Here is a 21,137-nt window from a genome sequence, read left to right as displayed (position 1 = left end):
TTATGGTGCGCAAAAAAAATTCATATGCTTCGTCAACATGTCCGCACAAGCGCGCACTCACGCCCCACGAGGAAACAGCATGCATTCCGACACACCCAAGAATCCCGTCATCCCCGGCATCGCCGCGATCGCGCCTGATCTGATCGATGTGCGCCGCCGAATCCACGCACACCCCGAGCTCGCGTTCGAAGAAGCGCTGACGAGCGACCTGGTCGCCGAGCTGCTCGCCGGCTGGGGCTACGATGTGCATCGTGGGCTCGGCAAGACGGGCGTCGTCGGCGTGCTGCGCGAAAAACAAGGTGCGCGCACGCTCGGCCTGCGCGCCGACATGGACGCGCTGCCGATCGCCGAAGCGACGGGCCTGCCGTACGCGAGCCGCCACGCGAACAAAATGCATGCGTGCGGGCACGACGGCCATACCGCGATGCTGCTGTGCGCGGCGCGCCACCTCGCCGCGACGCGCCGGTTCTCCGGCACGCTGAACCTCATCTTCCAGCCCGCCGAAGAGAACTTCGGCGGCGCGAAGGCGATGATGGACGAGGGCCTCTTCGAGCGCTTTCCGTGCGACGCGATCTTCGCGATCCACAACATGCCCGGCCGCGCGGCGGGCGACATGGCGTTCCGCGCGGGCGCCGCGATGGCGTCGTCCGACCGCGTGACGATCACGCTGCGCGGCGTGGGCGGCCACGGCGCAATGCCGCATTTCGCGCGCGACCCGATGTCGGCGGCGGGCAGCATCATGGTCGCGCTGCAGACGATCGTCGCACGCGAAATCGATGCGCAGCAGGCAGCGGTGATCACCGTGGGCAGCGTACAGGCGGGCGAGACGTTCAACGTCATCCCCGAGACGGTCGTGATGAAGCTGTCGGTGCGCGCGCTGAACGCCGACGTCCGCGAACGGCTCGCGCATCGCATCGAGGCGCTCGTGAAGGGCCAGGCGGAAAGCTTCGGCATCGCAGCAGACGTTCAGTACGACTATGGTTATCCGGTGCTCGTCAATCATCCCGAGCCCACCGCGTTCGCCGTCGACGTCGCGCGCAGGATGCTCGGCGCGGAGCGGATCGAGGCGGACGCCGCGCCGCTGATGGGCAGCGAGGATTTCGCGTACATGCTCGAAGCGCGCCCCGGCTGCTATGCGTTCATCGGCAACGGCGTCGGCAGCAAGGGCGGCTGCATGGTGCACAACCCCGGCTACGACTTCAACGACGACATTCTCGCGATCGGCGCGAGCTACTGGGTTCGATTGACCGAAGCCTGGCTCGCTGCCTGACGCCTTCTCGCCACGCCGTCTCGCGCTCCTCGGGGATCACATGGAAACAACCGCTCTCGACTTCGCCGGCATGCCGGCCGACGCACGCCTCGCCGCGAAGAGGCGGCGCCTGATCGCCGCGGCCGCGGTCGGCAACGCGCTCGAATTCTACGACTTCACCGTCTACAGTTTCTTCGCGATCCTGATCGGCAAGCTGTTCTTCCCGGTTCACTCGTCGTTCGGACAACTGATGCTCGCGGTCGCGAGCTTCGGCGTCGGGTTCTTCACGCGCCCGCTCGGCGGCCTCGTGATCGGCATCTACGCGGACCGCGTCGGCCGCAAGCGCGCGATGATCGCCACGCTTCTCATCATGGCGCTCGGCACCGCGACGATCGCCGTCGCGCCGACCTTTGCGCAGATCGGCGTCGCCGCGCCGCTGCTGCTCGTCGCCGCGCGACTGCTGCAAGGATTCGCGTCGGGCGGCGAAGTCGGCGCGTCGACCACGCTGCTGCTCGAGCAGGCGCCGCCCGGGCAACGCGGCTTCTACGCATCGTTCCAGTTCTCGAGCCAGGGGCTCGCGGCGCTCGCCGGCGCGCTGACGGGCGTCCTGCTGACGTCGACGTTGAGCGCCGCGCAACTCGAAAGCTGGGGATGGCGCGTCCCGTTCGTCATCGGCACGCTGTTCGTGCCGCTCGGCTACTGGCTGCGGCGCACAGTCGACGAAGCGCCGGCCGCGGCGCATGCCGCCGCATCCGCAGCGCACGGAAGCGCCGCGTCGCTGCCGCTCGCCGACGTGCTGCGCCACCACGGCAAAGCCGTGCTCGCCGGCCTCGGCATCACGATCGGCGGCACGTCGATCCACTACATCATCGTGTTCTACATGGCGATCTACGGCGTGCAGGTGCTGCATCTGCCGGGCTGGCTGTCGATGACGGCAGGCTGCGTCGCCGGCGCGATTCTCGCGATCGTGACGCCGATCGGCGGCCATCTGTCGGATCGCTACGGACGCAACCGGATCGTCTGGTGGACGCGCATCGCGTTGATGCTCGCGATCTATCCGGCGTTCGTCGCGCTGAACCGCTGGCCCGGCGCGGTCTCGCTGCTGACGATCATCGCGGCGCTCGCGGCCGTGCACGCGATCAACGTCGGCGCGATGAGCGCGATGCTCGGCGAACTGTTCCCGCGCGCGGTTCGCGCGACGGGCGGCGCGCTCGTCTACAGCGTCGGCGTCGCGATCTTCGGCGGCTTCGCGCAATTCTTCGTCACGTGGCTGATCGCCGCGACGGGCAACGCGAACGCGCCCGCGTGGTACGCGATCGGCTGCGGCGTGCTGACGTTGATCGCGCTACGCTCGATGGACGACAAGGCGGGCAAGCCGCTCGATTGACGTCGAGCGCACGGCGCGCGCGGCGAATCCGGACTGCCGTCGGCCTGGGTTTCGTCGCCGCCCTCCTAAAGTACCGACATGCTCCGGCGCGGATCGTCGTCCGCGCGTCGCGCCACCACCAGTGTGCGCTACCGCACAGTTCAGCGGATGTAGTATCAGTACATAGTCGACTACAAGACATTGACAATATTGACTCTTTCGCCTCTGCGTGAGATACAGCGCGTGTTGTTTTGCTACAAAGAACGACACCGCAAATATCCATAACGGAGACGAAAAAAATGTCGGCAAAGCACTTCGGATTCAAACAGGCAGTGCTGGTTGGCAGTCTGGCTGCGCTGACGGGCGCGGCCGCTTTACCCGCGTCCGTTTCGGCCACCGAAGCATTCGGCTCGCCCGGCGCGACGCCCGTGCGAGGCCCGTCGGCCAAATCGTTCCTCGGCACGGCGGTCAGCGGCGCATCGCGGGTCTACTTCACCGGCTATCGCGGCATCCTCTCGGAGGTCTACTACCCGGTACTCGACACGCCCGAGTCCGTCGACTTGCAGTTCCTCGTCGGCGACAGCGGCAAGACCTTCGTCGACGAAGAAAAGCTGCAGGCCTACTCGGCCGCGCAAACCGACACGCGCACGATGAGCTGGCAAGTGACGACCAGCAATAGTTCGCACAACTGGCGGATCAGCAAGATCATCTTCGCCGATCCGAACTACAACGCGATCGTGCAGCGCGTCACGTTCACCGCGCTCAACGGCCACAAGGTCGGCGACTTCAATCTCTACATGCTGTCCAAACCGTACCTCGACAACGCGGGCAGCAACAACACCGCCCAGACAGTGTCCGGCACCGGCGGCAACGCGCTCGTCGCGAATCACGACAGCCGCTACTCGGCGCTCGTGACGAACCGTCCGTGGAAAGTCGTCAACGGCGTGGGCATGACGTCGAACGGCTTCGTCGGGCAAAGCGACGGCTGGACCGACCTGCTCGGCGGCACCGCCGACAAGACGATGGACTGGACGTTCACGTCCGCCACCAACGGCAACGTCGCGCAGATGGGCTGGATCGATCTCGGCGATCCGAGCGCGACGAGCGTGTCGTTCGACGTCGTGCTCGGCTTCGGCAGCACGCAGGACCAGGCGCTCGGCGACGCGAACACCGTGCTCGGCAGCGATCTCGCCGGCGAGCAGCAGCAGTACGACACCGCGTGGCACAACTACGCGGCGGGCCTGTCGTCGCAGAACGGCGCCGCGGACGACGCGTACTACCTCGCCGCGATGACGCTCAAGACGATGCATGACAAGAGCAACGGCGCGATGATCGCCGGCATCGGCACGCCGTGGGGCGAAACGCAGGGCGATGCGAACGCGGGCGGCTATCACCTCGTGTGGCCGCGCGATCTGTTCAAGTTCGCGAACGCGCTGACGACGGCGGGCGACACGTCCACCGCGACGAGCGTCGTCAACTATCTGTTCAACACGCTGCAACAGACGAGCGACTGCGGCACCGCCGAATACAACGCGTCCGGCTGCTCGCAGGGCTACAGCCGCGCCGGGCGCTTCCCGCAGAACGCGTGGGTGAGCGGCTGGCCGTACTGGCAAGGCACGCAGATGGACGAGCAGGCGATGCCGATCATCCTCGCGTGGCGCCTCGGCCCGAGCGTGTTCAATCCGTTGTGGTCGAAGATCAAGCTCACCGCCGATTACATCGTCAACACCGGCCCGTGGACGTATCAGGAGCGCTGGGAGGAGAACTCCGGCTACTCGCCGTCGACGATCGCGGCCGAGATCGCCGGCCTCGTCACGGCGGCCGACATCGCGACGCAGAACGGCGACACGACGAGCGCCGCGCGCTATCTCGCGGCGGCCGACTACTGGCAGGAGAACGTCGCGGCGTGGACGTACACGTCGACGGGCTCGTTCGGCAACGGCAGCTACTACATCCGCATCAACCCGGCGGGCCGCTCGGGCACCGGCACCGATCGCGCGAGCTTCGCGCCCACCGCGGGCCCGGACGCGACGCAAACGCTGACGATCAAGAACGGCGGCGGCAGCCACGACGCGCGGCGCGTCGTCGACGGCGGCTTCTTCGAGCTTGTCCGGATGGGCGTCAAGCGCGCGACCGATCCGACCGTCGTGAACACGATCTCGGTCTACGACAGCGTGCTCGGCCAGTCGCTGAGCCTGCCGAACGCGCCGGCGCTGTCGCCCAACGCGTGGTTCCGCTACAACTTCGACGGCTATGGCGAGCACAACGACGGCAGCGACTTCGACGGCACCGGCGCCGGCCGCCTGTGGCCGATCTTCACCGCCGAGCGCGGCATGTACGAGATCGCGCGCCAAGGCAGCGGCAACGCGGGCAGCGCGTACTTCTCGACGCTCAAGCAGCTGACGACGCCCGAAGGCTTCCTGCCGGAACAGGTGTGGTCGAATTCGACGACGCTGCCCGACGGCTGGGCGGTGACGACGCCCGCGGGCTACGCGCCGGGCCAGCCGACCAAGTCGATGGCGCCGCTGAACTGGGCGATGGGCGAGTACATCAGCCTGCTCGCGTCCATCCAGGCGGGCCGCATCGTCGACATTCCGTCGGTCGTCTGCGCGCGCTACAACAACTGCGTCGCGCCGCTGCAGAGCGGGCAGGTGTCGGTGTCGGTCAACGTCAACGCCGGCACGCAGCCCGGCCAGCAAATGTACGTGACGGGCAACGCCGCCGCGCTCGGCAACTGGAATACCGATCTCGGCATTCCCGTCGACCCGGCCAATTACCCCGTGTGGAGCAACACCGTCAACATGCCGGCCGCTCAGGCGATCCAGTACAAGTACTACCGCAAGAACGCCGACGGCAGCGTGACGTGGGAGAACTGGTCCGGCAATCGCCAGCTGCAGACGCCCGCGAGCGGCACGCTGACGCTGAACGATCAGGTGAACTGGTGATGTCGCGCGCAAGCTGGCTGCCGCTCGCCGCGGCGGCGCTGCTGGGCTTGGCCGCGGCGGGCTGGCGTTACGGACTGCTGTCGAATCGGAATTCGGCGGCCGCGGCCGCCGCGATGCCCGCTTCGGCGGCGGCCGCGCCCGATCGGGCGCAGCCCGCGCCGCCGCCTCCGCCCGCGCCGCCGAGCCGCCCGCTCGCGAAGGCGCTGCCGCCGCCGAAGGTCAAGCCGGGCGGAACGAGCTGGAATCCGGACCCGGCGGCGACACAGGCGCCCGTCGAAGCGCAGCGCGGCGCGCCCGACGTGCCGGGCGCACAGCCACTGCGGCCGCCGGCGTCGGCTTCGCCGTGATGGCGACGCGATCGGCCTGAACGCCGCATGACGGCGCACGGGCTGCCCGCCGATCCGGCTTGCACGCCGGATCGGCGGGCAGCCGAACGATCGCGCGCCGCAACGCACGCAACGCCTGCAGCAGTCCGCACGATCGCATTCGCGCCGGCGCGCCGAGCGCCTTTCGGCGCGCGAATCGAAAGGCCGGGCTATACCGCCGCGTTCGCGGTCTCATGCACGGCTTCATTCGACGCGCTCGCTCGCTCATTCGTTTCGGATACCCAATCAAACGCAGCACCACCGGCGACACGCCATCCGCGCATGCGAGCAAGGCATCGCCGATTCGCTCGGCGGTCACGCGCGCTCGCGCGCATCGCTCGACCACGCCCGAACGCACGACTGAAGGCGAACCATCATCGCTCGCCGCCATTTCCTGACCTCCTCGCATCAACCCTCGGGATTTCCCTAGGCAGACACGCCCGACATCCCGAGGTTAAATAAATCAAGCTGATTTATTTAACCTCGGGCGAACCGTGCCAACCCGGAGGAGAAATCATGAGGAGTCCGCATATCGGCCAGGGCAGCAACTCGGCCAACGTGCGCCGCTACAACGAGCGCCTTCTGCTGAGGGCGCTCCGGCGCGCGGGCAGCGCGTCGAAGGCCGATCTCGCGCGGCTCGCCAATCTGACGGGCACCGCGGTCGGCAGCATCATCGCTTCGCTTGCCGAAGCAAAGCTCATCGAGTTCGCCGGCCGCCGCGCCGAAGGCCAGCGCGGCCAGCCCGCGTCGCTGATCCGGCTCGACCCGCGCGGCGCATTCGGGATCGGCGTGCGCCTCGACCGGATGCGCATCGAGACGGCGCTCGTCAACTTCGCCGGCGACGTGATCGGCCGCCGCTCGCACGACACGCTGCTCCCGCCGCCCGCCACGGTGCTCGAGATCGTCAAGCAGGACGTCGCCGCGATGCAGCGGCTGCTTGCTCCGCACGAGCGCGAGCGGCTCGCGGGCGTCGGCGTCGCGCAGCCGTACAACCTCGGCAGTTGGCTGCGCGAGATCGACCTGCCCGCCGATGCGTTCGGCGCGTGGGCCGAAGTCGATTTCGCGCGCGAGCTCGATCGCGCGATCGCGCTGCCCGTCTTCAGCGAAAACGACGGCAACGCCGCCGCGATCGCCGAGCTGTTCTACGGCTGCGGACGGCAACGCGACGATTTCGTCTACCTGTTCCTCGGCCCCGCGATCGGCGGCGGCATCGCGATCGACGGCGACTGCCTGCGCGGCGTCACCGGCAACGCGGGCGACTTCGCGATGATGCCGGTGCCGCCGAGCCGCCTGCCTTCGGTGCCGAAGCCGCGCGGCGCATGGGACATCCTGATCACGCGCGCGTCGCTCAACGGGCTCGTCCGGCATCTGCGCTACTGCGGCGAAAAAGTCGAGAGCCGCGCGGATCTCGAAGCTTGCATCGCGCGCGGGGCGAAGGCCGTCGACGAATGGATCGACGATTGCGTCGACGCGCTCGCGCCCGCGCTGCGCGCGGCGCTCGCCGTGCTCGAATCACCCGTCGTCGTGCTCGACGCCGACATCGACGCGGGTTTGATCGGCACGCTGATCGCGCGCCTGCACGCCGCGCTAGCGGCGCTCGCGCCGGAAGCGCGCGGCACACCCGCGCTGGTGCGCGGCTCGTTCGGCCCGGACGCCGGCGCGATCGGTGCCGCGACGCTGCCGATGTTCTTCAACTTCTCCCCGCGCGCCGGCATCCTCCGAGGCGCCGGCGTGGAATCGCAGGAGGCCAGATATGCGGCGTTCTGAACCGTCGCGCCCGCTGCTCGAGATGCGCGGCATCAGCAAGACGTTCCCCGCCGTGCGTGCGCTTGCCGACGTGAGCCTCGCCGTGCATGCGGGCGAGATTCATTCGCTGATGGGCGAAAACGGCGCCGGCAAATCGACGCTCATCAAGATTCTGTCGGGCGCGTATCAGGCCGATCCCGGCGGCGAAATCCTGATCGACGGCGCGCGCGTCGCCGTCGACGGGCCGCTCGCCGCGCGCGATGCGGGCGTCGCCGTGATCTACCAGGAGCTGTGCCTCGCACCGAATCTGACCGTCGCGGAGAACATCTACGTCGGGCGCGAGCTGCGCCGCGGCAACCACCGCTGGGGCACGATCGATCGCGCCGCGATGGCGCGCGGCTGCCGGGACGTGCTCGAACGGCTCGGCGCGAACTTCGGGCCGGACACGCTCGTCGGCACGCTGTCGATCGCCGAGCAGCAGCTCGTCGAGATCGCGCGCGCCGTTCACACGAAGGCGCGCATTCTCGTGATGGACGAGCCGACGACGCCGCTGTCGTCGCGCGAGACCGAGAACCTGTTCCGGCTGATTCGGCAACTGCGCGCCGAAGGGCTCGCGATCATCTACATCAGCCATCGGATGGCGGAGATCTACGAGCTTTCCGACCGCGTGTCGGTGCTGCGCGACGGCGCGTACGTCGGCACGCTCGAGCGCGATTCGCTGTCGGCCGAGCGGCTCGTCGGCATGATGGTCGGCCGCGATATTTCGGGGTTCTACAAAAAAACGCATGCGCCGTACGATCCCGGCAATCTGCTGCTGTCGGTGCGCGACGTCGCGGACGGCGGCCGCGTGCGCGGCTGCAGCCTCGATCTGCACGCGGGCGAGGTGCTCGGCATCGCGGGCCTTGTCGGCGCGGGCCGCACCGAGCTCGCGCGCCTCGTGTTCGGTGCCGAGCCGCGCGTGCGCGGCGAAGTGAAGCTCGACGGCAAGCGCTTCGGCGCGCATTCGCCGCGCGACGCGATCGACGCCGGGCTCGTCTATCTGACCGAGGATCGCAAGCGCCAGGGCCTCTTCCTCGACATGAGCGTGCGCGACAACATCAACATCTCGGTCTGCGGGCGAGACGCGCGCCTCGGCGCGCTCGATCTCGCACGCGGCGCGCAGCGCGCGCGCGACGCGATCGCCGCGCTGTCGATTCGCGTGCCGCACGCGAACGTCAACGTCGGCGCGCTGTCGGGCGGCAACCAGCAAAAAGTGCTGCTGTCGCGGTTGCTCGAGACGAAGCCGCGCGTGCTGATCCTCGACGAACCGACGCGCGGCGTCGACATCGGCGCGAAATCGGAGATCTACCGGATCATCAACGATCTCGCGCGCGCAGGCGTCGGCGTGATCGTGATCTCGAGCGAGCTGCCGGAGATCATCGGCGTGGCCGACCGCGTGCTCGTGATGCGTGAAGGCACGATTGCCGGCGAGCTCGGCGGACACACGGGCGCGCCGATCACGCAGGAGGCGATCATCGCGCTCGCCACCGGCTCACGCACCGAAACGGCGGCCGCGCATTGAGCGGCCGCCGTCGCCTTGTCCTCTCACCCTCAGGTTATCGCCATGACCCATCAGATGAAGCATAGCGAGATCGCCTCCGCGCCGGCCGGCGCGGCGCCGGACCGCGCGCCGCGGCGCGCCGCCGACCACCGCGCGCGGATGCAGGCGCTGATGCGCACGGCCGGCATGCTGCCCGTTCTCGTGCTCCTGTGCGTCGGCTTCGGCTTCATGACCGACGGCTTCTTCACGCTGCAGAACCTGTCGATCGTCACGCAGCAGGCGTCGATCAACATCGTGCTCGCCGCCGGCATGACGTTCGTGATCCTAACGGGCGGCATCGATCTGTCGGTCGGCTCGGTGCTCGCGGCCGCCGCCGTCGCGTCGCTGATCGCGTCGAACCTTCCCGGCTGGGGCTGGCTCGGGATTCCCGCCGCGCTTCTCGTGGGGCTCGCGTTCGGCATCGTCAACGGCGTGCTGATCTCGTTCCTGCGCCTGCCGCCCTTCATCGTCACGCTCGGTGCGCTGACGGCCGTGCGCGGCGTCGCGCGCCTGATGGGCAACGATACGACGATCTTCAATCCGCAACTGCCGTTCGCGTTCATCGGCAACGGCTCGATTCTCGGCGTGCCGTGGCTCATCGTGATCGCGCTCGCCGTCGTCGCGATCTCGTGGTTCATCCTGCGCCGCACGGTGCTCGGCATGCGGATCTACTCGGTCGGCGGCAATCCGGAAGCCGCGCGGCTGTCGGGCATCAACGTGCGCGGCATCGAGCTGTTCGTCTATGCTAGCTCGGGCCTGCTCGCCGGCCTGGGCGCGCTGATGTCGGCCGCACGGCTCTATGCGGCGAACGGCTTGCAGCTGGGCCAGTCGTACGAGCTCGACGCGATCGCCGCGGTGATCCTCGGCGGCACGAGCTTCGTCGGCGGCGTCGGCTCGATCGTCGGCACGCTGATCGGCGCGCTGATCATCGCGGTGCTGTCGAACGGCCTCGTGCTGCTCGGCGTGTCCGACATCTGGCAATACATCATCAAGGGGCTCGTGATCATCGGCGCGGTCGCGCTCGACCGCTACCGCCAGCACGAATCGGCCCGCACCTGACGCATCGAGACGCCATGCGGCGCGCGCGCAGGTCCTCGTGCGCGCCCTCCATCACGGACCATACGGAGACAACGACATGTCGGAGATCAAACACAAGCTCGTTCAGACCGGCGCCGCGTGCGCGCTCGCGTTCGCGGCGTGCGCCGCGCACGCGGGCGACAAGCCGCTCAAGTCGATCGGCATCACCGTCGGCTCGCTCGGCAATCCGTACTTCGTCACCGTCGTGAAAGGCGCGCAGGCGCAGGCGAAGGAGCTCAATCCGAACGCGAAAGTCACCGCGGTCTCCGCCGACTACGACCTGAACAAGCAGTTCACGCAGATCGACAACTTCATCTCGGCCCACGTCGACATGATCCTGCTGAACGCCGCCGATCCGAAAGCGATCGAGCCCGCCGTGCGCCGGGCGCAGGCGGCCGGCATCGCGGTGATCGCGGTCGACGTCGCGGCGTCCGGCGCGGATGCGACCGTGCAGACGAACAACGTGAAGGCTGGCGAGCTCGCATGCGACTACCTCGCGAAGAAGCTCGACGGCAAAGGCAACGTGATCATCGAGAACGGCCCGCAAGTGTCGGCCGTCATCGATCGCGTGAACGGCTGCAAGGCGGTGCTCGCGAAGAATCCGGGCCTCAAGCTGCTGTCGAGCGACCAGGACGGCAAGGGCTCGCGCGAAGGCGGAATGAACGCAATGCAGGGCTACCTGACGCGCTTTCCGAAAGTCGACGGCGTATTCGCGATCAACGATCCGCAGGCGATCGGCAGCGACCTCGCCGCGAAGCAACTGCATCGCACCGGCATCGTGATCACGTCGGTGGACGGCGCACCCGATATCGAAACCGCACTCCAGAGCGACACGCAGGTGCAGGCGTCGTCGAGCCAGGACCCGTTCGCGATGGCGAAGAAGGCGGTGTCGGTCGGCTATGGGGTGATGAACGGACACAAGCCCGCGAGTGCGATGATCCTGCTCGAACCGACGCTCGTCACGCGCGACAACGCGAAGCGCTACAAGGGCTGGAGCTCGCATTGATTCTTCCGGGCCGAGCGAGCGGCGGCGGTGCGCGCGACAGTACGACGGATGCCTGAATGAGGCCGGCGTGCCGCCGGCGCGTGCTCGCGCGGCGCGTCGTGCCGCGCGCCGGTTCGTCCGTCGTTCGATCGCGGCAGCGGACATGCGCGCCCCGGCCGAATCCGGTTCCGACTTCCGAACGGCGGCGTTCGCACGCGCCGTGCGCGACATCTCGCTTCAGCACCCGGAAATGGCGAAGCGATCGGCGTTGAACGGCAGTCGAACGCTTGATCACTCGAGATCGCGCGATCATCCGATTACGCGATCGCGTGCGGCGCCGCGCCCGCACGCGCGTCCCCTCCCCTTCTCTACGCCAGCGGACGCAAATCCTGTAGCAGCGTCGGCACCAGCTCCGACACGGTCGGATGAATGTGCATCGCGCGGCTGATCGTCGTGTACGGCGCTTTCGCATACATCACGTCGAGCAGCGAATGCACGACTTCATCGCCCGTCACGCCGAGAATCGACGCGCCGAGAATCGCGCGGCTCTCCGCGTCGACGATCACTTTCATGAAACCGAGGCTCTCGCCTTTTTCCACCGCGCGTCCGACGCGCGTCATCGGCCGCGTGCCGACCAGCAACCGGCGCCCCGAACGCGCCGCCTCGTCCTGCGTCATTCCCACGCGGGCGAGCGGCGGATCGATGAACATCGCATAGGCAGGGATGCGATCCGACACCTTGCGCGGATCGTCGTCGAGCAGATTGGCCGCGACGATCTCGTAGTCGTTGTAAGACGTATGCGTGAATCCGCCTCGACCGTTGCAGTCGCCCAGCGCCCAGATGCCTTCCACGTTGGTGCGCAACTGCTCGTTCACGTTGACGTAGCCGTGCGCGTCGGTTTCGACGCCGGCCTTCTCCAGCCCGAGATCGTCGGTATTCGGCACGCGCCCGACGGCGAGCAGCAGATGCGAGCCCGTCACTTCTCGCGCGCCGGCCGCGCAATCGAGCCCGACCACCACGTTGCCCGCGTCGCGCCGCGCGCTCAGGCAATCCGCACCGAGCTGTACGTCGATCCCTTCGCTCTCCAGAATGTCCCGCACCGCCTGCGACACGTCCTCGTCCTCGCGCCTGATCAGCCGCGCGCCTTTCTCGACGATCGTCACGCGCGATCCGAAGCGGCGGTACATCTGACCGAACTCGAGCCCCACGTAGCTGCCGCCGACGATGATCAGATGCTCGGGCAAGAAGTCCACGTCCATCATCGTCGAGTTGGTGAAATAGGGCACCTGCTCGAGTCCGGGCATCGGCGGAATCAGCGCCCGCCCGCCGACGTTGATGAAGATCCGGCCGGCTTCCAGCAGCTCGTCGCCGACGCGCACCGAACGCGCGCTCTCGAAACGGGCATGCCCCTGATAGACCGTGCCGTTCTCGAGGCCGCGCACCCATTGTTCGACACCGTGGTTCGAGCGCCCGGAGATCCGATCCTTGCGCGCCTTCACTTTCTTCATGTCGACCGTGACCGGCCCGCCTATCGCGACGCCGTATTCGTCCGCGCGCCGCGCGAGATGCGCCGCGTATGCGCTCGCGATCAGCGTCTTCGTGGGAATGCAGCCGGTGTTCACGCAGGTGCCGCCGAAGCGCGCCCGCTCGACGACCGCCACCTTCATGCCCGCGCCGGACAACCGGGCGGCGAGCGGCGGGCCGGATTGACCGGTGCCGATGATGATTGCATCGAAGCGTCGAGTCATGGCGTTCTCCTTCGTTGCCGTTGCGTCGGATACGTGCCGTCGCGAGCGCTCCGCATGCCTTCGAGGCCGCGCTTGCAAACGGCGAATCTCATCGCTAGAAAAACCGAATGAACGTTTGAGACGTCGCGCACGTCTCTCTTCAATCTCGATCGAACGTCGCCCAATCCACGAATGATAAGACGATTTCGCTCATCCGCCGTTTTGGGGTCCTGCCCTTGACGCCGGCAGCGGGGCGGAACCCGCGCGTCGAGCCATCGCCGCGTCGGCGAGCCATATCGGCGAGCGTCTCGGTCGGCGCTCCGGATTGTTTTGGATTCCCGTCGATCGGTCGCCCCGGGCCGGGATTCGAGCGTGCGCCGGACACGCGGCGCGCCGCGAAACTTTCAAACGAGCATGCCCGACGCGATTCATCACACCAGGCCCATCGCGAGCGACCGCGTGCGATAAGCCGGCTTTCGGCCCTGGCGGTTCGCGAAATTCGATGCGGCGAACCGACGGCGGCGATACCGGCGCGTGTCTGCACAGCCATCGCATGCCCTTGCCCTCCCGCCGCTTCAGCGCGGCTCCACCGTGAATGACGATGCACCCCGAATGGACTAAAGTAAATCAACGTCGCGGCGGACCGCGTCGTCAACATTCAATTCATTCGTACGGGGTGCCTTCCAGTTCCGCTTTTCGCACTTCGTTTCGCCGTCCACCAGATGGACGCGCCGGCTTTCGCGTTCGGGAGATCCAATGGATGGTTTTCTCATACAACGCCCGTCTCGCTTGCAGACGCTTGGGGCCGGAGCAATGGGGCTGATGACGCTGGGCGCGCTCACGGCCACCGCGCCGAGCGCGAATCTGCGGCTGCCGGCGATCGCGCCGTTCTTGCCGATGTGCGCATTGACGGTGTTCACCACTTCGATCATTGCCGCGTTCCTTCTCGGCGCGCAGTTCACCGTCATGCGTCGCCCCATCCTCGGTGCGCTCGCCGGCGCGTACGCGTTCGCGGCGACGACGGTGGCGCTCCAGCTGCTCGCGTATCCGGGCGTCTTCTCGCCGGCCGGCCTGCTCGGCGCGCGACGTTACGGCGCGGCATGGATATGGATGTTCTGGCACGCGGGCTTCCCGCTGCTCGTCGTGATCGCGCTGCTGACGCGCTACCGGCTCGCGAACCGGCTCGACCGCACGCGCCACGTCGGCCGCTGGCTGGCGGCGTTGATCGGCGTGCCGGCCGCATCCGGCATCGCGCTCGGCGTCGTCGCGTTGTACGCCGATCTGCCCGGGCCGTTCGATCCGTCGCTCGACAACGCGTTGTTCGCCGCCAATCTCGCCGCGAGCGTCGTCTGGGCGATCAATCTCGGCTCGATCGCGGCCGCGCTGTTCATCGGCCGCATGAGAACGACGCTCGACGTCTGGCTCGTCGTCGTGCTGCTCGCTTGCTTCACCGACACCAGCCTGAATCTGTTGAGCACCACGCGCTTCAGCGTCGGGTGGTACGTCGCGCGGCTCTTCAGCATGTTCACGCCGGGCGTGCTGGTTTGCATGCTCATATGGGAAGTGACCGTGCTGTACCGTCGGCTCTTCGACGCGCACGCATCGCTCGTGCGAACCGCGTCGCACGATGCGCTGACGATGGTGTACAACCGCAGCTATTTCAACGAGCAGTTCGAAAAAACCTTTCGCCACGCGAATCGGCACAATCTGCCGATCGCGCTCGTGATGGTCGACGTCGATCATTTCAAGCGCTACAACGACACGTTCGGTCATCTGCAAGGCGACACGTGCCTCGCCGCCGTCGCGGCCGCGCTGTCCGGCGTCGCGAACCGTCCGACCGATTTCGTCGCGCGCTACGGAGGCGAGGAGTTCGCCGTCGTGCTGCCCGGAACGGACGAACACGGCGCGCAGACGATCGCGGAGCAAGCGCGGCAGGCCGTCGAACGCCTGCGCCTCGCCGCCGATACGGAGCCCGGCTACGTGACGGTCAGCGCGGGCTATGCGGCAAGCAGCGGCAATCCGTTCGAAACGCCGCAAGCGCTCGTCGCCGCCGCCGATGCCGCGCTTTATCGCGCGAAGACGCTCGGCCGGAACGTCGTCGCGCCCGCCCATCTCGCCGCGACGGCGGCCGAGGTCACAAATCGCTAGCGTGCGAATTTTCTCTCGCCGTCGCGCGCATCGACGTCGATCGTAGCGGCATGCGATGCGCACTGCCGGACGGCGCCGCGATGCGCGCGGGTCGCACCGCATATTGCCTCCCGCGCATCGAGGCGACCGATGATCGCGAGCAATCGGCGCCCCCCGCCGACCGGGCCGGATCACTCCGTCGCAGCTCGACGCCCATTCATCGGGGGATTGAACGGGCGTCGCGGCGCGCCCTGCCGGGGCTCTCGCGCCGTTGCCGGTCGCGCCGTCGGAACCGGCCTCGTCGAATCGTTCGGCGAATGCGCGCCGATCGTCGCAGAACGCGCCGCTCAACCCCACGCAGCGCAGAACGCGTCGACGTCGCCGTGCTGAAAATCCGCCAGCCGCTCGCGGATCACCTCGTCCGGCCAGTTCCACCACGCGATGGCTTGCAGCCTGCGCGCGACGTCGCGCGCGAAACGATCGCGGATCTTCCGCGCCGGAACGCCGCCGACGACGGCGTACGGCGCGACGTCGCGGCTCACCACCGCGCCCGCGGCCAGCACCGCGCCGTCGCCCACCGTCACGCCCGGCAGCACGATCACGCCATGGCCGATCCACACGTCGTTGCCGATCAAGACGCGATCGGTGCGCCGCTCGCCGAAGAATGCGGCATCGCGCGCGGTGTCGTCGAAGTAATACTCAGGGCAATAGGTGAAGCGATGCTGGGACGCGCGTTCCATCGGATGATTCGGCGCGCCGATGCGCACGTTCGCCGCAATCGCGCAGAAGCGGCCGATCTCGGCGTCGGCGATCATGCATCGTTCGCCGATGTACGAATAGTCGCCGAGCGCCGCATATTCGACGACGCTGTCGTGCAGGATTTCGCAACGCCGCCCGATGCACGCGTCGCGCACCCGCGCACTCGGGCTGACGACGGTTTCCGCGATCTTCGGCGGCGCGCGAAGTGAATCGTTCATACGCGAACGGGTAAAAGCGTCGAGCCGGCCGTCCGGGCCGCATTTCGCGCGGCCGTGTCGGGCGCATGGCCCGCGCGTGCGAGCGCGAATAGCGCCGACGCCGCGGCATCGAGCGTCGTGTCGTTTGGAATCCGGATCATCGTGCAGCCGTCGGGCACCGCGAATGCCTGCTGCGCGCGCTCGATGCGCGCGGCGATCCGCGTCGCGTCCTCCCGGCCGCGCCGCAACAGGCGCGCGGCGAGGATATCCGTCGACACGACGAGCTCGACCGCGATCAGTTGCGCATAGCGCGCGCTCGCGTGCGGCAGATAGGCTCTCGAGCCGTTGACGATCACGGCGTCGCCCGATGCGATCCATGCGTCGATCTCGATTCCGACGCCATACGACAGGCCGTGGCCGCGCCAGTGCATCGCGAAGCGGCCGTCCTCGGCGCGGCGCGCGAATTCCGCGTCGGACAGCGCGATCGACGCCTCGGTCGCACCGCTGTCGCGCGTGATGTAGCGGCGCGCGATGCGGACCCGGTCGCGCGCCGTCAGCCGCGCGGCGATCCACGCGAGCACGCTGTCCTTGCCGCTGCCCGACGCGCCCGTCAGATAGACGAGCGCGCCCGGTCGCGACACTTGCGTCGCATTCATCGATGATCCTTCAGAGCCGCCGCGCCCGCGCCGTCGCGCGTCGAACCGTCGAAGCCGTAATGGCGCGCGACGACGAACGGCCGGTCGGGCGCGGGCTGCACGAAAATCGACACGTCGCGCACGTTCATCGATACGGCATCGAGCGCGGCGGCGCACCCGTGACGCGCGGCGAGCCGCGCGAACGCGTTCGTCGCGGCGTCCGCCGACGCCGTATCCAGTTGATTCGTCAGTGTGATGTGGAACGCGAACGTGTCGAACACGTACGGATATCCCCAGCGAACGAGGTGCGCTTCCTCGCGCGGCGTGAGGCCCGCGGCGCGCCGGCGCTCGACATCCGTCGCGGGCTGCGGCGCGCGAAAGCCGTCGAGTTCGCGCACGCACGCGTCCGCGAGCGCCTGCAGCGGCCCGCGCTCGACGGACTCATCGGCGGGGCGCCATGCGAGAAAGCCGCGCAACGGCCGCCATTCCAACGAAAGCGCGAAGGGCCGCATGCGCGCGGCGAGCGCGCGCACAGCCACGTCGAGCTCGGCTGCCGAGCGGCCGGCGGCGAGCCGGAACGGCGGCTTGAGCGTCGCGTGCAAACCATAGGTGCGCGGACCGCTCGTCCACGCATCGAGACATGCGTCGTCGAGCTCCGCGCTCCGTTCGATTCGTTCGCCGGTCAACGCATCGCGGCCGAGCCAGCGGCTGCCGAGCGCGTTCCACGGCTCGGCCGGCGTCAGATAAACGGCATAGCGGGCATCGTTCACGGGCATTCTTCGCCTCGCCGTCACGCCGCGTCGAGCTGCACGGCGTCGCGCGCCGGACGCATCGCCCACTGGCCGGTCGAGTACGCGACGCGCCCGCCGACGATCGTCGCGCACACGCGCGGCAGGCCGGGCACGCTGTCGTCGACGAGAATCGCGTCGGCGCGCAGATGTCTGTCGAGTTCGCCGCGATCGTCGAGGCCGGCCGCGCGCGCCGGATTCGACGAGATCAGACGCCACGCGTGCGCGAGCGGCAGCGCCCCGCGCGCCGCGAGCTCGAACGCGGCCGCGATCGGCGCGGGATAGTAGTAGTCCGAAGCCAGCACGTCGCACAGCCCGGCCTTCACCATCTCCGAGGCGCTCGGTGCATTCATGTGGCTGCCGCCGCGCACCACGTTCGGCGCGCCGAACACCACCGCGTCGCCGAGCTCGCGCGCGGTCATCGCGGTCTCCACCGTCAACGGGAATTCGCCGATGCTGCACCCCATCGCATGATGACGGCGGCGCACCTCCGGATTCGGATCGTCATGCGAAGCCACGCGCAATCCCGCGTCGAGCGCGGCCCGAACGAGCCGCGCCGCCGACGCGGGCACGGCATCCGCCGCCGCTTGTGCGGCGCGAACGCGCTCGCAGAATGCGTCGACGTCGCACTGCGCGCGGTCCGCATAGTGCTGGAGCTTGCGCGCATTGCCCAAGCGCTTGACCATCTCGGGCAAGTGATCGTTGAGCGCGACGAACTGCACGCGGCCGGCGCGAATCCATTCGCAGGCGAGCGCAACGTCGGCGACGTTGTGCGCTTCGAAGCGCAGGTGCACGTAGTGATGCGCGCCGAGCACGTCGCGGTGGCGCGCCAGCGCGTCGAACATGCGCTCCGCGTACGCCGCGCCGCGCAATCCGCCCTCCCACGACAGCGTCACGCCATGGAACTCGGTCGTGATGCCGTTGGCGAGCAGCTGCCTGTCGGTATCGTAGAGCGCGTGGCGATAATCGAAGCTGACGTTCGGCCGCGGCATGACGACCCGCTCGAACGCGTCGCCGTGCAGATCGACGATGCCCGGCAGCACCAGAAGATTGCCGGCGTTCAGGAAATCGGCAGCGGACGGCGGCGCATCGTCGCGGCTCGCCGCATGCACGTCGGCGATGCGTTCGCCCGCGAAGGCGATGCGCGCCGCCTCGATGCCGGAGCGCGTCAGCACCCGGCGGCCGACGATGCCTGCCAGCCGGGATGCCGTGCGGTCGGCGCCGCGCGCGATTGCAGTCGTCAACGAATCGTCCTTCATCTGCGGCACCTCGCTGAGCAAATGACTCATGCGGGGCAGTTTAGCGGGCGACGATGACACCAAGATGTCTAGATAGGCCAGTCTAGATAACCTATCGAATCACCGAACTCGATACCCATCCGCCGCGCACGAGCACGCCATATCCGTTCGCGCGCTCGCCGCTCATTCCTCGCCGATCAGCAGCTCCACGCCGTCGCCGACGAAGCTTCCCAGCGTGTACTGCAGCGGCGCGCCCTTCAGGTCCGTATTCAGCGCCTCGACTTGCAGAATCGGCCGCAGCCGCGACTGCTCCAGCAGCCGCGCGACGTCCGGCTCCGGCAGATGCGCCGTGACCTTCGACCATTGCCGGACGTAGTCGTCAATCCCGTAGCGCGCGTACGCCGCGGAGATCGAATGCGTCTCGCGCAGGATATCCGCGAAATCCGGGAAGCGCTTCTGTTCGAAGTAGTTGTCGGAAAGGCTGATCGTCGTTTTCTCGGCCTTGCCGAGCACGCGAATGTGCAAAAGCTTCGCCGTGCGGGGCAGCTTCAGATGGCGCGCGATGTCCGCGTCCTTGATCACGTCGGACTGGACGAGCGTCACGTACCCCAGCACGCCCTGCCGGCGCAGCGTTTCGGTGAAGCGCGTGCGTTTGCCGATCGGATACTGAAGCATGCTCGACTCGACGAAAGTGCCGCGGCCGCGCTCCACGCGCACGAGCCCGTGCTGCTGGAGTTCCGCGATCGCGCGCATGATCGTGTGGCGGTTCACGTCGTAACGCGCGGCCAGATCCGACACGGACGGCAGTAACGTGCCCGGCATGTAGCGATTGGTCCGGATTTCCTCTGCCAGCGATTCACCTATCTGTCGCCATACTGCGATACCTGAACGGCGTTCCATGAGCACTCTTGAGTCGGAAGTTCTTCGGGACGATATCGGATCGAACGATTCTATGCAATTCCACGCGAGCAAGCCTCGCCTCCCCGACACGGCGAACATTTTCGATCACATCGGCGGCCGTCACGAAACCTTCACCGCACTTTGCTGCAATGGTCGCCAATCAACTTGTCTAAACCAGTTGGTATAGACATTTTCTACGATTTCGGCCGGGTGTCGCATGCCGATGCGCGGCGATCCGCCGGCGAGCCGTCACGGCGGCGGCCGCGCGCTGCGGGCAAACATGGGAACACCTCGACGCACCATGGAGAATCCGAAAGCAATGCGAAACGCTCCCGACATTCGCCCCGCCCCGAAACCCGACGAGCGGCTGCGCGCCGACTGGCTGCGCGTGCTCGCGCTCGCCGAATCGGACGAGCTGGATCGCGCGATGCGCGCGCTCGCGGACAGCGCCGAGCTGCCGGCCTATCGCTGGGTTCGGTCGCCGGAAATCGGCATGACGATGGTTCAGGGGCGCGCCGGCGGCACCGGCGCGCGCTTCAATCTCGGCGAAATGACGGTCACGCGGTGCGCGCTGTCTCTCCCGGAGGGCGTGGTCGGCATCGCCTACGTGCAAGGGCGCAGCGCGCGGCACGCCGAGCAGGCGGCGCTCGTCGACGCGCTGATGCAGTCGCCGGCGTGGCATGCGCGCGTCCGGGAAAGCGTGGTCGCGCCGCTCGCCGCATCGCGCGCCGCGCGGCGCGCCCGGCATGCGGCGGACGTGAGCCGCACGCGCGTCGATTTCTTCACGCTGTCGCGCGGAGACGAATGACATGACGCTCGATACCGACACCGCCGCCGTCGCCGCCGTGATGCCGCGCCCCGCATCGCCGGGCCTGCTGCCCGCATTCGCCGATCCGGTGCGCGGCGCGCAATCGACGTTCCGCGCCGCGCTCGCCGCGCTCGCCCATCCGGGACGCATCCGTTCACTCGGCGCCGAGCACGCGTGCGGCGTCCCCGAAGGGCTCTCGCCCGCGATGACGGCGCTGTTGCTCACGCTCGCCGACGCGGACGCGCCGCTGTGGCTGCCCGCCGAGGCCGACGACGAGATTCACCGCTTCCTGCGCTTTCACAACGCATGCACGTTTGCAAAGGCGCCCGCGCACGCGACGTTCGCCGCGGTGCCGGCCGCATGCGCGATGCCGAAGCTCGCGGATTGCGCGCAAGGCGACCCGGCCTACCCGGACCGCTCGACGACGCTGTTGATCGAAGTGACCGCGCTCGGCGAAGGCGACGCGGTGACGCTGCGCGGCCCCGGCATCCTCGACGAGCAGGCGCTGGCCGTCGCGGGGCTGCCCGACGGCTTCTGGGCGCAATGGCGCGTCAACCACGAGCGGTTTCCGCTCGGCGTCGACGTCTTCCTCGTCTGCGGCAACGCGCTTTGCGGCCTGCCGCGCACCATCGTCGTGGAGAACTGA

Annotated in this window: 19 protein-coding genes; 12 read left to right on the top strand and 7 right to left on the bottom strand. The window is 68.2% G+C overall.

All coding sequences use genetic code 11. The features are described from left to right. The first annotated feature begins 79 nt into the window (after window positions 1-79). The 9 genes from WS78_RS31590 to WS78_RS31550 all read left to right on the top strand — a co-directional run bounded on the left by WS78_RS31590 (window position 80) and on the right by WS78_RS31550 (window position 11,333). Window positions 80-1,270 (top strand): M20 aminoacylase family protein, encoded by a 1,191-nt coding sequence (locus tag WS78_RS31590; protein WP_038745966.1) that lies wholly within the window; start codon window positions 80-82, stop codon window positions 1,268-1,270. Window positions 1,271-1,310: 40 nt separating this feature from the next. Then, the gene (locus WS78_RS31585) at window positions 1,311-2,636 is read left to right on the top strand and encodes an MFS transporter (protein ID WP_038745964.1); all 1,326 of its coding nucleotides are present in this window, start codon (window positions 1,311-1,313) and stop codon (window positions 2,634-2,636) included. A gap of 278 nt (window positions 2,637-2,914) precedes the next feature. After that, window positions 2,915-5,560 (top strand): glycoside hydrolase family 15 protein, encoded by a 2,646-nt coding sequence (locus WS78_RS31580; RefSeq protein WP_059576765.1) that lies wholly within the window; start codon window positions 2,915-2,917, stop codon window positions 5,558-5,560. Continuing rightward, window positions 5,560-5,907 (top strand): hypothetical protein, encoded by a 348-nt coding sequence (locus WS78_RS31575; protein ID WP_059576767.1) that lies wholly within the window; start codon window positions 5,560-5,562, stop codon window positions 5,905-5,907. Before WS78_RS31580 ends, WS78_RS31575 begins: the two co-directional genes overlap by 1 nt. Before the next feature lie 212 nt (window positions 5,908-6,119). After that, complete coding sequence (locus tag WS78_RS36680) at window positions 6,120-6,323, top strand: hypothetical protein (protein WP_059576770.1); 204 nt, start codon at window positions 6,120-6,122, stop codon at window positions 6,321-6,323. Window positions 6,324-6,441: 118 nt separating this feature from the next. After that, entirely contained in the window at window positions 6,442-7,692 is a 1,251-nt protein-coding gene (locus tag WS78_RS31565; RefSeq protein WP_038745956.1) for an ROK family protein, read from the top strand. Then, window positions 7,679-9,232 (top strand): sugar ABC transporter ATP-binding protein, encoded by a 1,554-nt coding sequence (locus WS78_RS31560; RefSeq protein ID WP_059576773.1) that lies wholly within the window; start codon window positions 7,679-7,681, stop codon window positions 9,230-9,232. Before WS78_RS31565 ends, WS78_RS31560 begins: the two co-directional genes overlap by 14 nt. Window positions 9,233-9,274: 42 nt before the next feature. After that, window positions 9,275-10,309 carry an ABC transporter permease subunit gene (locus WS78_RS31555; protein ID WP_038745952.1) on the top strand — a complete coding sequence of 345 codons (1,035 nt, stop codon included), beginning with the start codon at window positions 9,275-9,277 and terminating at the stop codon, window positions 10,307-10,309. A gap of 76 nt (window positions 10,310-10,385) precedes the next feature. Then, entirely contained in the window at window positions 10,386-11,333 is a 948-nt protein-coding gene (locus tag WS78_RS31550) for an ABC transporter substrate-binding protein (protein WP_059576777.1), read from the top strand. A gap of 347 nt (window positions 11,334-11,680) precedes the next feature. Here the strand turns inward: WS78_RS31550 and WS78_RS31545 are convergent, their stop codons facing one another. Both WS78_RS31545 and WS78_RS37870 read right to left on the bottom strand, forming a co-directional pair. Beyond that, window positions 11,681-13,060 carry an FAD-containing oxidoreductase gene (locus WS78_RS31545; RefSeq protein ID WP_059576780.1) on the bottom strand — a complete coding sequence of 460 codons (1,380 nt, stop codon included), beginning with the start codon at window positions 13,058-13,060 and terminating at the stop codon, window positions 11,681-11,683. A gap of 596 nt (window positions 13,061-13,656) precedes the next feature. Continuing rightward, a complete protein-coding gene (locus tag WS78_RS37870; protein ID WP_226377338.1) occupies window positions 13,657-13,971 on the bottom strand; it encodes a hypothetical protein in 315 nt (104 codons plus the stop codon). Between WS78_RS37870 and WS78_RS31540 the strand changes: the two genes are divergently transcribed. Beyond that, entirely contained in the window at window positions 13,853-15,187 is a 1,335-nt protein-coding gene (locus tag WS78_RS31540; RefSeq protein ID WP_226377330.1) for a GGDEF domain-containing protein, read from the top strand. The genes WS78_RS37870 and WS78_RS31540 overlap by 119 nt on opposite strands. Before the next feature lie 326 nt (window positions 15,188-15,513). Here WS78_RS31540 and WS78_RS31535 read toward each other — a convergent pair whose 3' ends face one another. From WS78_RS31535 to phnF, 5 genes are all read right to left on the bottom strand, one after another. Further along, window positions 15,514-16,143 (bottom strand): DapH/DapD/GlmU-related protein, encoded by a 630-nt coding sequence (locus tag WS78_RS31535; protein ID WP_059576785.1) that lies wholly within the window; start codon window positions 16,141-16,143, stop codon window positions 15,514-15,516. Continuing rightward, window positions 16,140-16,778 carry a phosphonate metabolism protein/1,5-bisphosphokinase (PRPP-forming) PhnN gene (phnN, locus tag WS78_RS31530; RefSeq protein WP_059576788.1) on the bottom strand — a complete coding sequence of 213 codons (639 nt, stop codon included), beginning with the start codon at window positions 16,776-16,778 and terminating at the stop codon, window positions 16,140-16,142. Before phnN ends, WS78_RS31535 begins: the two co-directional genes overlap by 4 nt. Then, window positions 16,775-17,533 carry a DUF1045 domain-containing protein gene (locus WS78_RS31525; RefSeq protein ID WP_059576795.1) on the bottom strand — a complete coding sequence of 253 codons (759 nt, stop codon included), beginning with the start codon at window positions 17,531-17,533 and terminating at the stop codon, window positions 16,775-16,777. The genes phnN and WS78_RS31525 overlap by 4 nt, the downstream gene beginning before the upstream one ends. Before the next feature lie 14 nt (window positions 17,534-17,547). Then, entirely contained in the window at window positions 17,548-18,804 is a 1,257-nt protein-coding gene (locus WS78_RS31520; protein ID WP_059577018.1) for an alpha-D-ribose 1-methylphosphonate 5-triphosphate diphosphatase, read from the bottom strand. Window positions 18,805-18,966: 162 nt separating this feature from the next. Then, on the bottom strand, window positions 18,967-19,683 hold the full coding sequence (phnF, locus tag WS78_RS31515) for a phosphonate metabolism transcriptional regulator PhnF (protein WP_038745938.1): 717 nt from the start codon (window positions 19,681-19,683) through the stop codon (window positions 18,967-18,969). Window positions 19,684-20,002: 319 nt separating this feature from the next. Between phnF and phnG the strand changes: the two genes are divergently transcribed. Both phnG and phnH read left to right on the top strand, forming a co-directional pair. Then, window positions 20,003-20,491, top strand: coding sequence for a phosphonate C-P lyase system protein PhnG (phnG, locus tag WS78_RS31510; protein WP_059577022.1), 489 nt, complete (start codon window positions 20,003-20,005; stop codon window positions 20,489-20,491). A 1-nt stretch (window position 20,492) separates the two neighbouring features. Beyond that, complete coding sequence (gene phnH / locus WS78_RS31505) at window positions 20,493-21,137, top strand: phosphonate C-P lyase system protein PhnH (RefSeq protein ID WP_059576798.1); 645 nt, start codon at window positions 20,493-20,495, stop codon at window positions 21,135-21,137.

The organism is Burkholderia savannae, assembly GCF_001524445.2.
Taxonomy (GTDB): domain Bacteria; phylum Pseudomonadota; class Gammaproteobacteria; order Burkholderiales; family Burkholderiaceae; genus Burkholderia; species Burkholderia savannae.
This window is presented reverse-complemented; position numbering and strand designations above follow the sequence as displayed.

Excerpts from the sequence above, each read along its gene's own strand:
- WS78_RS31525 (WP_059576795.1), bottom strand. The coding sequence starts at position 17,533 with ATGCCCGTGAACGATGCCCGCTATGCCGTTTATCTGACGCCGGCCGAG.
- phnN (WP_059576788.1), bottom strand. The coding sequence starts at position 16,778 with ATGAATGCGACGCAAGTGTCGCGACCGGGCGCGCTCGTCTATCTGACG.
- WS78_RS31575 (WP_059576767.1), top strand. The coding sequence starts at position 5,560 with ATGTCGCGCGCAAGCTGGCTGCCGCTCGCCGCGGCGGCGCTGCTGGGC.
- WS78_RS31580 (WP_059576765.1), top strand. The coding sequence starts at position 2,915 with ATGTCGGCAAAGCACTTCGGATTCAAACAGGCAGTGCTGGTTGGCAGT.
- WS78_RS31520 (WP_059577018.1), bottom strand. The coding sequence starts at position 18,804 with ATGAAGGACGATTCGTTGACGACTGCAATCGCGCGCGGCGCCGACCGC.
- phnH (WP_059576798.1), top strand. The coding sequence starts at position 20,493 with ATGACGCTCGATACCGACACCGCCGCCGTCGCCGCCGTGATGCCGCGC.
- phnF (WP_038745938.1), bottom strand. The coding sequence starts at position 19,683 with ATGGAACGCCGTTCAGGTATCGCAGTATGGCGACAGATAGGTGAATCG.
- WS78_RS31585 (WP_038745964.1), top strand. The coding sequence starts at position 1,311 with ATGGAAACAACCGCTCTCGACTTCGCCGGCATGCCGGCCGACGCACGC.
- phnG (WP_059577022.1), top strand. The coding sequence starts at position 20,003 with ATGCGAAACGCTCCCGACATTCGCCCCGCCCCGAAACCCGACGAGCGG.
- WS78_RS31545 (WP_059576780.1), bottom strand. The coding sequence starts at position 13,060 with ATGACTCGACGCTTCGATGCAATCATCATCGGCACCGGTCAATCCGGC.
- WS78_RS31555 (WP_038745952.1), top strand. The coding sequence starts at position 9,275 with ATGACCCATCAGATGAAGCATAGCGAGATCGCCTCCGCGCCGGCCGGC.
- WS78_RS36680 (WP_059576770.1), top strand. The coding sequence starts at position 6,120 with ATGCACGGCTTCATTCGACGCGCTCGCTCGCTCATTCGTTTCGGATAC.
- WS78_RS31560 (WP_059576773.1), top strand. The coding sequence starts at position 7,679 with ATGCGGCGTTCTGAACCGTCGCGCCCGCTGCTCGAGATGCGCGGCATC.
- WS78_RS31535 (WP_059576785.1), bottom strand. The coding sequence starts at position 16,143 with ATGAACGATTCACTTCGCGCGCCGCCGAAGATCGCGGAAACCGTCGTC.
- WS78_RS31565 (WP_038745956.1), top strand. The coding sequence starts at position 6,442 with ATGAGGAGTCCGCATATCGGCCAGGGCAGCAACTCGGCCAACGTGCGC.
- WS78_RS31540 (WP_226377330.1), top strand. The coding sequence starts at position 13,853 with ATGGGGCTGATGACGCTGGGCGCGCTCACGGCCACCGCGCCGAGCGCG.
- WS78_RS31550 (WP_059576777.1), top strand. The coding sequence starts at position 10,386 with ATGTCGGAGATCAAACACAAGCTCGTTCAGACCGGCGCCGCGTGCGCG.
- WS78_RS31590 (WP_038745966.1), top strand. The coding sequence starts at position 80 with ATGCATTCCGACACACCCAAGAATCCCGTCATCCCCGGCATCGCCGCG.
- WS78_RS37870 (WP_226377338.1), bottom strand. The coding sequence starts at position 13,971 with ATGATCGAAGTGGTGAACACCGTCAATGCGCACATCGGCAAGAACGGC.